The sequence below is a fragment of the Flavitalea flava genome (genome assembly GCF_054461575.1).
Genome location: NZ_JBTLQH010000048.1, coordinates 38002 through 48898, shown reverse-complemented (window position 1 = coordinate 48898; position 10897 = coordinate 38002). Strand labels below are relative to the sequence as shown.

6 protein-coding genes and 1 pseudogene are annotated in these 10897 nt (G+C 41.2%); 1 reads left to right on the top strand and 6 read right to left on the bottom strand.

From position 1 onward, the window contains the following. The first annotated feature begins 69 nt into the window (after positions 1-69). The gene (locus tag ACX0G9_RS26960) at positions 70-249 is read left to right on the top strand and encodes a T9SS type A sorting domain-containing protein (protein WP_459068084.1); all 180 of its coding nucleotides are present in this window, start codon (positions 70-72) and stop codon (positions 247-249) included. An 86-nt stretch (positions 250-335) separates the two neighbouring features. On the opposite strand, the gene ACX0G9_RS26955 is transcribed toward ACX0G9_RS26960, so the two are convergent. The 6 genes and pseudogenes from ACX0G9_RS26955 to ACX0G9_RS26930 all read right to left on the bottom strand — a co-directional run bounded on the left by ACX0G9_RS26955 (position 336) and on the right by ACX0G9_RS26930 (position 10889). Next, positions 336-704, bottom strand: coding sequence for a hypothetical protein (locus ACX0G9_RS26955; protein ID WP_459068080.1), 369 nt, complete (start codon positions 702-704; stop codon positions 336-338). A gap of 41 nt (positions 705-745) precedes the next feature. Beyond that, complete coding sequence (locus tag ACX0G9_RS26950; RefSeq protein WP_459068083.1) at positions 746-1444, bottom strand: polymorphic toxin type 44 domain-containing protein; 699 nt, start codon at positions 1442-1444, stop codon at positions 746-748. A 57-nt stretch (positions 1445-1501) separates the two neighbouring features. Then, a pseudogene (locus ACX0G9_RS26945) lies at positions 1502-1696 on the bottom strand (hypothetical protein); the annotation flags it as partial. A 287-nt stretch (positions 1697-1983) separates the two neighbouring features. Further along, positions 1984-2448 carry a hypothetical protein gene (locus ACX0G9_RS26940; RefSeq protein ID WP_459068079.1) on the bottom strand — a complete coding sequence of 155 codons (465 nt, stop codon included), beginning with the start codon at positions 2446-2448 and terminating at the stop codon, positions 1984-1986. 4 nt (positions 2449-2452) lie between these two features. Then, positions 2453-6643 (bottom strand): DUF6443 domain-containing protein, encoded by a 4191-nt coding sequence (locus ACX0G9_RS26935; RefSeq protein ID WP_459068078.1) that lies wholly within the window; start codon positions 6641-6643, stop codon positions 2453-2455. 58 nt (positions 6644-6701) lie between these two features. After that, positions 6702-10889 (bottom strand): DUF5977 domain-containing protein, encoded by a 4188-nt coding sequence (locus ACX0G9_RS26930; protein ID WP_459068077.1) that lies wholly within the window; start codon positions 10887-10889, stop codon positions 6702-6704. Positions 10890-10897 lie beyond the last annotated feature (8 nt).

Sequence of the window (10897 nt, the reverse complement as noted above, 5' to 3'; positions counted from 1 at the left end):
TCTTTTTTTGCTCTTTCCAGTCATTGTTGTTCAAATTTAAGCAACTTGACTGTCCGGATAAATTAAAACATCTCACTTATTGAACTTTATACGATCAGCGGTACCAAAGTAGCTACGCTCGAAAGTGCAAATAAGAAGAAAGGCACTTATAATTTACCTTTTAACGGCACAAGTCTGGCATCAGGTATTTATGTATATACTGTATCGTTAAACGGAAAAGCCTTATCCGGAAAAGCCATTAAATTATAGAAGTGAGCATAATAACCGATAAAACGAACTTATCGGCTAGGTTGTAATTTGCCCTCAATGAAAGTTGAGGGTTTTTTATAGACATTTTATTCAAATTCCCTATTTTTCTTTAGATTTTCCGCACTGTAAATCGTTGTGTTTACTATTTTAGGTTTTTGTGTGGATTCATCGGTTATTGTGCGATAAATATAAAGACTGTCCCCTTTGCATACAGTGGCTATACTCTCATTGCTATTGATATATGTACCAAGATATTTTCTGAAATTTATAGAATCTGTGAGGTAAGCTGATACACGATCGCCTCCAAATGCCCCGCCACCGTTAATAGTATAAACCTCTACAAAAAAACGGTGGTCGCACAAAGGTAAAGTAGAATGTTCACCGGTCTTAGATCTATCACTTTGGCAACCAACAAATAATAAAATACTTAAACCAATACATATAGGTGCACGCATATCAATGTGTTTTACCATATCTAAAACTATTTTCTATCTCTTTAGTCTTCATTAAACATTTTCTTATAATCCGCCCAATTAGCTGGCAAGATTTTCCCCTGTTGTTTGGCAGCATCCGTCATTCCCTGAGTATTCCATTTGTAATCAATTGGATTATCCCCATATGGAGGTGAGGCAAAAGTCGAAGGGTTAATCAACTGCAAATATTTTTTGTTTTTCAATATTTCAGCAATCCCTGCACCTTTCCATTGAGCATCATAATCAACCCCAGCATAGGTTCCCGTATAACCTGCATGATAATTTCCGACATCTGCCGCACTGCTAAATTTATAGGCACCATATGTAAAACTCGTATTTGCAGCGTTTGGATCTGCTTTTTTTGCGTCCAGGTCGAATTTCCATGCAACTCCAAAAATCGTAGGATTTTTACCCTTATAATCATCCTTTAGATCCCATGGGGCGTCTTGCTTTACCATATTACCCCAACTTATCATGCCAAGACCCTTAGCAGCAATTCTATCCGACACCATTAGGTTTGAGAAAAACCGATTGATATTAATGTTACCGCCTAATTCGCCAATTTTCCTTCCCCCTGCACTATTTCCGTCGGTATTTATATATTTCTTGTCAACTTCTTCCCCTGTAGTTTCATTAGAATGTAAGAAAACGGAATTATCCCCGTCGTTATAATTTCTCAGAACTGCACCTAGGCCATTCACATGGACAGATTCCTCTGCCATTCCATCCGGATCAATGAACCGGATAGGGTTATTCACCGCATAGGTGTAAGGACTCCACCGCCTGGATTTATCAGCCAGCGGGTCGATATTATGCCATCTCCCTAATTGCGGATCCTGAAATCTGGCTCCATAATCATATTCTTCCAACCCGGACCCATCTCCAAATTCCTGGCTCTGCAACTCCTTCCCATTGAAACGATATTTATTCTGGGCATATTGTGCTTTCAGCGCCTTATCACTAATCCCTGCCATGGTCAGCCCAAATGGATAATAACTACCATACCCCTTTTTAACCCGAACCCCGTTTTGCTGGCGCTCGGATTTTATACTGTTCAAAGAAAATGGAAATGGATGAACAGGCTCTAAAGCGGTTGGAAGATATTTCAAACATTCCCGACAAGAGTAAAAAGTTCGTCCTTAATCTCGTCGATATGGCTCTGCGTGAATTTAAAGTAAAAAAGGCTCACGCTTCCTAAAATGCAAAGGCCCCTAAACCTTTTCGGAGGCTGTATTGATTTACCCATTTAACCAACAATAAATCAATGTATGTAACAATCGGTTTTTATTACCCCTTTTCTCGATTGCAACCAAATATCTAATATTTCAAGCTTGTACCTTTTCTTTACCCCCGGATAAAGCAAAAAGAAGTTCTTTATAGATGCAAGGTCGAGTTCTAATGATTCCAACCCGAGTAATAACTGCTTTGAGCTTGAGTTTCCTGATACAATTAATACTAACATTAGAGAAGGTCTATGTGTACTATTTTCTCCGAAATTTAATATTTCAATCGTATCAGATTTATTTTCTATCGGCAATCTAAAAGATAAATACCTGTAGTTCCTTCCATTTCCTAAAACATTTTCATCAAGACTTGGATATAATTTCACTAGATATGATGACACTATACTGTCAGAGAAATGGTCTTTTATATCACTGCTTATTTGAGCAACTGAAGAAATGCTACTTAAAATAAGAAAAACAGGTAAAATTATTTTATAATTCATCAGACTAGCTATGGTTTTTTTCTTCTGTTTTTGCTTTAATAACTGCGTCAATATGTTTTCCCTGATTTTCATTTGGCTTTTGTTCTTTTTGTTCATACGTTCTCTTGCCTCCGTCAGTATTGTTTGAATTTTTATCTGTCACATGTGTGCCTTCATGTACACCTTCACTACCTATAATATCATTAGTTGTCACTTGATTCGCAGGAACATCTTTATCACCTATTGGCAATGTCCCCCTATCTGTTACATACTCTTTCAGATCAATTATACTTCCTTCATGAATAGAAATTGTTGCAGTGGGGTTGCCGTCTTTATCTTTGCCATAATTTGTTTGAGCTCTTGTATAAGTACCATCATCTTTTATGGTTTTATTATCAACATTAACCGTAATAGCCGTTTTGGAATCTTTCATATCGCTTAACACCTGCCTACCTACATCGCTCTTTGCCATCTCATTTCCCACGCGTTGAACATCGGCAGAAGCATTCGATGACCAACTTACTTTGCCGTCTTTGTCAATTTGATAACTAACAGCCTTCCCATCAGTGCCCACGATCCAGTCCGGAGCCTTTCCATCCGGATCAATAAAACGAATAGGATTGTCAAAGGCATATACATACGGGGAGAACCTTCGCATCTGATCGGCTTTCGGATCTATATTATGCCAAACCCCTAACTGTGGGTCTTGGAACCTTGCTCCATAATCATATTCTTCTAATCCCGTCCCATCGCTGAATTCTTGGTTCTGCAGTTCCTTCCCGTTGTATCTGTATTTATTCTGAGCGTATTGCGTCTTCAGTGCCTTATCGGATATCCCGGCCATGGTCAGTCCAAATGGATAATAATGATTTTCTTCCAGCATCGGACCGCTAAATGTAGTTACACAAAGATTATCAAAGAACACCGGCCAGTTGGAAGTGGCATTACTCACGTAAATATACAAATATCCACTAGTTTTTATCGGAATCCCTGGATTTGCCAGTTTATCCTGGAGAATACCGCCATTTGTGCCCCCTGCCAAAACAGGAAGTGCTCCGCTTTGCCCAAACGTGCTAACATAATTGAACCGATTATCCAGGAGGATCCAGTTTAGATAGGCCGTAGGTTTACCAGAAAGCGTTGAATTTTTCGTAGTAAGGAAGCTGGTAAGGACAGCTGATAAGGGATTTCCCGCTCCTGTCAGGTCGGACAAAGAGCCGTGGGCTCCGCCGGTTAGCGAAACGATACCCGTGGCAAGGGAAGTAAGCAGATCTGAGGCAGAGAGATTAGAGCCATCTGTACCCGTGCCGGTAAAATAATACTGAACCCCCAATTTCACAAAATCACCACTCATTACTTTAAGGATAATACCCGGTCCCACTTTCTTGGAAACGCCATCTAATTTGGCCACACTATCATTGGGACTGGTTACCGTGAGGTCCGCAGGATATCCTGAAGCAGCAGTACGGGCAACACTTGTACCGGGGATATTATAGAATAAAGCATTTTCGGTATTCCGGTATGCCCCTTCCATCGTAGCTAAATATTGGGCGGTATCTTTCTGCTGGCTTAATAACACCCTCGTATTTCCCAGGTGATCCTTTTCCATAAAATCATATTCCCATCCATATGCAGAAGGTACGGTGGTATATTTATGAAAGGCCCATCTGGCTCTTCCCTCTTCATGCGCCATGAACTGCAAAGTATCGATGCCGCTTGCAGGGCTGGTAATGGTATCATTATGCTGATATACAAACCCTTCAATATACAAAGTGGTGCTTGCATGTTTGGCTAAACTGTCCATTACAACCTTCTTCCACTTGTTGCCGGAGGCATCGTACGTATAAATAATATTACCTTTCCCTTTAATATGAACTTGTTGGGGAAGATTGAGATGATTATAGATAATAGTATCAATCCCCTTGTTATTATCCCTGTACATATTTCCATTTCCATCATAAGCATAATCCGTAGTTCCTTTGGTGGAAGCATTATAGTGAAAATCACCCAGCTTCGAGGTCGAATCATTAGCCCCATCGATCACTTTCTGCAATTTGTTATTTTGGCCACCATTCATATACGAATAGACCAGGGAATCAATCGTGGCAGAACCTCCTACTTTAAAACCTTTCTGTTTCAGGGATAATATGTTCCCATTTGCATCATAACTCAATCCGTTCACCGTAAAATTGGTTAAAGTACTATCCCATGTTGACCCGGTAGTATTTTGCAAAAAGAAAGCTCCCGTCAGCCTATTGACATTATCGTAGGTAAAATCGTATTTCCGGTTAATCCCGTCTCCCGCACTTTTCCATATCGTACCGGCGATATTGCCATTATAAGCCAGATTCGGGAAAGTGGTGGTTCCGGGAGCGGTAGTCGATTTATCATATCCTAGTTCCATACCGAAATAATTGGTCGAAGTCCCCGCGACGAACTTTTTATTAATTCCCGTAAGCCATCCCCGAATATTATATTCATAAATAAGGCTGTCAATATTATTACCCAGGTATTTTGCCCGGAGTTGGCCCAACTCATTATATTGCATGGTGTCAATCAGCTGATCCGAAGCAGCTCCATCAATATTTTTCCAGATTCCTTTCACCCGAAGACCTGCATCATAATTGATCTTGGTCGATATAGTATGCGTCTGTGCCGCCGGAAGACCATTTTTCCGGTGAACCAGTAGATTGCGCAAGGGCTTCCCAATAAAATTGTATTGGGTAGTAATGATATCCCAGCCGTTGCTTATATTTATTTTCTGGGTCTGGATCGTTCTGCCACGATCATCGTAGAAAAAAACAGAGGGTAGGAATTGGCCCCCTGTTGGGAGTACCCTGGTGCTGGTTCCTGTCACCTGCCCCCTTGTTAAGCCATAATCCGCGATAGGCACTGAATAGGCAGGAGCCGTATTGTAGGAGGTATTAAAATAGCTACTATTCGAATTGTTCGTCGTATTCAGCGTTGAACTTATTGGAAGACCCAGACCGTTCATCCAGTTATAGTTATCATAATAAGTCAACGTCAACAATTGATAATTATAAGAGGCAACCAGGGGGTAATTGATACTTACTCCCGCAAGGTTCTGATGATAGGTCTGGTTATGGGAATCGGTCATCAATCCAGTACTATCCGGCCTGTTTAAACTATCGTACTCGGTAACCAGCCATTTTCCCTGGATACGCAATGCCGAGTCCTGGGTCATAACCAAACGGTCCCTTACATCATAAACCATCCAGACCGCTCCTGCACCAGGAACTTTTTTGACGCTCATCCGATTTCTGCCATCATATTCATACCGGAAACAGAGTTCATCTGCAATGGTCTGGCTTAAACCCCATAGCATCGTACCGGTGTTGATTAAGTCGACTGCCTTGGGTGAGAGCACAAACCTTAGGTTATTCAATTCATCATATATATAATACGTATTTAGCCAGCCGATATGAGCTGTGCCCGGGGTATTGGATAATTGTGTTTTTTTAAGTACAACCCGACCATCCTTATCCTTATATTCAATGGATTGATGGTTTTGTTCGTCGATGAATATATTCTTAAATAATTGACCCGCAGCATACATTTTTCCGGTAGTAGGAATACTACCGGATGTTGATAAAATAGACCAGATCCGCACAGAATCACTTAATGTATTGGTCATGTATTGTTGTTCTGAAGGTCTGTTCCCACTGCTTTTTGCCCAGCTATTACCAGGAGCATAAGTTTTCATTACCCTCGCTAATGGAGATAACTCTATTTTTACCTCATTAAAGTAATAGGTTTCCCCGGCATATTGTGCCTGGTTGAAGGCTGAATCCTGCTGAAAGGGATTGAATTTGAACTGCCCATCGGAGATTAAGGTATTCCCTCCGGTAGCATTGGCTATAAAAGGAAGGTACTTATATTGTTCCCGGCCAAGGGAATCATAAACCACAGGCACAACCAAATCCTTTCTATTCGGACTGGACTGCTTGGTAACGCTCTGTACAGGTCTACCTAATCCATCAAGATATTGGGTGACCATTACAAAACTATCGATTGGAGAAAGATAAGTAATCTTACTCGGGTCTGTTTGCGGGGCCTGCGCTTCCCATGTCCGGACATAATTTACCTTAGAAGTCAGGGGGTAGGCAGGCGGTAATGTTTGCGCAAAAAGGGCATTAAAAAAATTTGCCACCAATATGAAAAAAATAAAAAGTGATGCTTCTCTGGGCTTGTACATAAACTTTGATTATGTATGAAATGATTTAATGTCTTTTCTCTGCTTGATACCTATCCTGTCACCTATGGGCTGCTACAGTCGTAGTAGCCGTATTCAACGGAATATTCGTCAAATTCAGGTCTGTATCGGGTATATTCTGGACATATGAGTTTATGGAATAAGAAGTTGATGGTCCATTCGCTGTCATTATTACATTATAGTTCCCAGTCGGAACCGAGCCGGCAGTGGTGGGGGTATTGGTAATATTCAACGTAAACGTATATACCACACTTGTGGAAACATTGGTTAACGTAAGCGTTACCTTCTTCGCCAGATCATTGGTATATATAATACTGGTCGTGGTGGGTATGACGGTACAGGTCCCGTTGGCATTGGCATAATTCTGAGCGGCCGTCTGGCTAACATTTATCGCCTGGGTATTGGCATCGGGCAGGGATAACGTTGAAACATAAGTATTAGCCGGTACGGTATACGTCACCGATGAAGGGAGTTCACCCGCGTTGCAGTTACTTCTTTGTTTGGTAATCGTTTGTATTGTATTTCCATATACTCCCATCAGGATCGAAGAGGCAGAATGGATATCTACATTATTATAAATAGCGAAGCTGTCTGTTTTTAGTACTCCGTTAAGGCTGAAAGTTATTTTGCTCCCAGATTTCACTTCACAGGTAATGTTATAGGTATCCCAGGGAATGGTTATCAATGAATTTCCCCCGCCCGCCTGGATATGATAGGTATGGGAAGCACTTCGGAAATAAACAATAACACTTCCTCCATTATAGCCGGATATAGTTACCGTAACCGGGAGTGCCGTGCAAAACCCGTTATTGTCGGCATAAGTCTGCTTATTGGCGTTTCCATCGGCCCCGGCGAGTGAATCCACGTATGCCTTGCCCTTGGTGGAAACATACTTGCCTTCCGGAACGATGTAGGTTACCAAGCTACCCGATTGTCCAATAGGGCAAGTCGATTTTGTTGCAGAAAAAGTTTGCTGAGAATTTGAAAATTCACCATCACCGGGCTGGTTATAAAATTTATATCCGATTTTTTTTATTACATTCCAGTCCTGATCTCGAACCAGATTTAATCTGCTTAATCCATCATACTCATAATAAGTCATCCTATTATTAACATCGCAAATGCTGCTTGTACCAATTACCGGAAAATAAGCATAAGTTGTCATTTGGGCAGTATTCGGGTATAACCGTACCTCATCCAAAGTTCCGGTACCCGAGAGCGTAACAGAAGTTTGCCCGGTAACCTGGTGTTCAAAATAAGTCCATCCATTAATGGTTTTACCTTGCTTCGGATATCCGCTAATCGCCCCGGGAATGGTAAAAGCCACGCTATTCTTTGTCCAGTAAGAAACTATATAGGTTTTAGCAGCAGTGAGTCCGGTTTTAATAAGAACAACAGAAGGAGTAAGATTGTAATATTTATTTCCTGTGGGAGGAAGGTTACCTGCCGCAGCTGTTGAAATGGTCCCAGTATAAGCATTCCAATTCCCTGTTCCGTCGCTTTCAAAGCTGGTATAGGCGATATCAGCCGGCAAGGCATTCTTAACTTCTGCGACAGGCAGCATTTGGGAATAATTCCAGATATAACTGGCAGGAAGGTCATTTTCCTTGGAAACTCCAACTATATTCCCTTTCCCATCATAGGCCTGGTAACGCAATCTTGTTTCGACAGGGAAACTCTTGTTCTGCACTTCTACGGTTTGCGGAACATATATCTTTGTAAACGGTGAATAATAATTTGTTCTGACCAGGTTGATCTGGGTACCGTTCAGAAACTTTCGTTGTTCTATCACAGGTTCAATAAGGTTGCTGTCCACCATCTTTTGATATATGCCGGTAGGGTCACTTCCCGGAATCATATCAAACGGATATTTATAGGTTACTTTCAGGGTATCGCCCATACTATTTCCGCTGGAATCGATGGCTTTTAACCGATACCCGTTATATTGGTGACTTTGAACCGTTCTTAATGGGTTGCCACCATTCTGATCCCAGATCGTATCAATTTCTTTGGTCAGGAACCGTGGATATGTATAAATTAAATAGGAAGTGACTCTACGGTCATTCCCATCACCAAAAGTTCTTGTCCGTAAATTTACCATTCGGATAGCCTCGTTATATTTAGTAGAACTCGTATCATATTCATAATTTGTCTTTTTCAGTAAAATACCGGACGCATTGTAATCCCTTTTATCCAATAACTTACCCCTCTCCAGGGCCTTACTGGTATTCGGGTCCAGATTCCATTGCAAATTTGCACTATAGATCCCCATCAGCGAAGAAGTATCCATGCTTTGCGGAGAATTGTGATTGGCAAATTTATAGATCGTAAAACTCCCATCGTTCAACTTTTCCGACACTTCACTATAGGTTATATGATTACCATCGGTAAAACTCATCGGCTCTATCGAGAAATCATACCAATACCAATAGGTCGTTGTTCCGGCCATACCTGTTAACTGGCCCTCATCCAGGTATTGCGGATAACCAGCTAAAATGCCGCTGGAAACGTTCCCTCCGCTATTGTAATTAAGGACATATTTGTATTCTTTGGTAGTTGCTGCATTGCCCAGAGCATCTGAATTTATGATCTTTCTAATTCGTAAGCCTCCACAGGGTACATTCGCATTCGTATCGGAAACAACAAAAGGGAATCGTTTGGCTATCTTAGCATACTCATGTGGTTCGTATTGCAGCGTAGTCGTTCCTCCCGTCGGATATTTTATGGAGGTAAGGATACCCGCCCGCATAAGGGTCAGATCTGAATTTCGGCTTGTGGTATAGGCAGGAATATCCCCTTTGACATAGTCGGCGATATTATTTCTGGGATTTAAAGCAAAGAAATTTCTGCCATTGTAATAGCCCCAATGATCCAACTGTTGAACATTATAAGCGGGAAGTGGTGTAGCATCATAAGTAAATTGATAGGAAGGCTTGGTAATCCCTGTGGAACCAATTTCTTTTATACTATCCAGCCTTAACCGGGAAGTCGGCTGTTCCTTGTAATAAAAGGCTATTTTTTTTAAAAACCCGGGATCTGTAGAATAAAAGGATATAGAATCTAATTTCATCCAGTGAATATCGTTCTCTATATCAACCGAGCTTTCGGAGCGGGTTAAGTCTTCATAAGTATCCGATGGTTTTAATAAGGCTTCATAGGAATAAAGCAATTCATTACTAATCGATCTCGAAAAAGCAATCGTTTGATTTGGCGCAATAATGGTCGTCAGGTACGAGGGGTTAATGATACTGCAATTTTTTTGATTGAGGGAAACAGCATCCTCGTCCTGTGCTACACCATTCTTGTAGTGATATCTCACCAGGTTGGAAGATACTGTTGCGTTTATCCCATCGCGCTCATAAATAAAGGTAATTTCCTGCCCTTTACTGGTGATGACCTTTGTTAAATTCCAGGATGAAGCAACGACATTCGCATGATAACCATCCCCAAATGGCGATTCTCCTGCATCCCTGGTGAATTCTATTGATTCCGGGGTTCCCCCGAATATATATTTACATCCGTCGGGTGTTGTGAGGGTGAACTTGTAAAATATCCGTTTAAGTATAATCGGCCCCCTGCCATAAGGGGAAGAAGCCAGACTAAAATCATCCTTTAATTCTTCCTGGACCTTTAAAGATATAGGGTCAGTAGATTTTACCTGCCATTTACCTTTATGATTATAAAAAAAGGAACCTGAATATTTTCCAAAATTGAATATGAACTCATCAGCAGAAGGATGGGCAAAATTTTGCATTGGGTTACTATAATTAAGCAGGGCAGTTGAATACCAATTGCTGGTGTCACCAAGGAAATAATTATAATAGTACCCATACTTTGTGCTCGGTATTTCAGGCGTAGTAAGGAATTCATCCATACCATCATTCATTTTCCGGGTAATAACCCCGCCGGCATTTAAATCCCATCCCAAGCCCGTCCATCCGGCATGTTGATCCGGTCTGATCCCACCGCCATGATAATTCAAGCTGATATCAAAATTGGCCTCATTAACCGAAAGGTTCCCGATCGGAATATTTATCTGGGCAAGACCATTAAACAGGGAGACAGGTATTTGTCCATAAATACCGAGAGAGGCAGCATTGGGAGAGGGGGGGAAAATAGTGGGTACATTCTGTGGATCAACCCCAACGGTCTGAGGAAAAACAATACCAGTATAAAAAAAGCAAAGCAGCAGGAAAATAGCTTTCATTACTTTGATCCGGATAGACATATACATGA